This window comes from Idiomarina sp. ST10R2A5, from assembly GCF_051842325.1.
In the GTDB taxonomy this organism is placed as follows: Bacteria; Pseudomonadota; Gammaproteobacteria; order Enterobacterales; family Alteromonadaceae; genus Idiomarina; species Idiomarina abyssalis.
Genome location: NZ_JBNIEX010000075.1, coordinates 1 through 240, shown reverse-complemented (window position 1 = coordinate 240; position 240 = coordinate 1). Strand labels below are relative to the sequence as shown.

Here is a 240-nt window from a genome sequence, read left to right as displayed (position 1 = left end):
CGGCTGATCGAGGACATCTGGTCCCGACTGCTTCTTGAATTTATTTGGGGGGGAATTGGCTCTTGCCCTTTCCCTTGAACTTTCCTGCTCCCAGAGCGGCTGCTTCCACCGGACGAGTGTGTTCTACCTTCTGCTTTTGCTTTCGGTTGGCATCTCCGTCGACTGCTTTGCCTTTGCCGCTACGGAGGCAATCTTCTTCTTCTCCATTGGCATAGCGGGTTGCTATCTCCATCATCTTGC

Annotated in this window: 1 protein-coding gene; it reads right to left on the bottom strand. The window is 53.3% G+C overall.

The window, feature by feature from the left end; translation table 11 throughout:
• Positions 1–40: 40 nt before the first annotated feature.
• A partial coding sequence (locus ACP7FG_RS13185) for a hypothetical protein (protein ID WP_439226660.1) occupies positions 41–240 on the bottom strand: 200 nt, incomplete at its 5' end.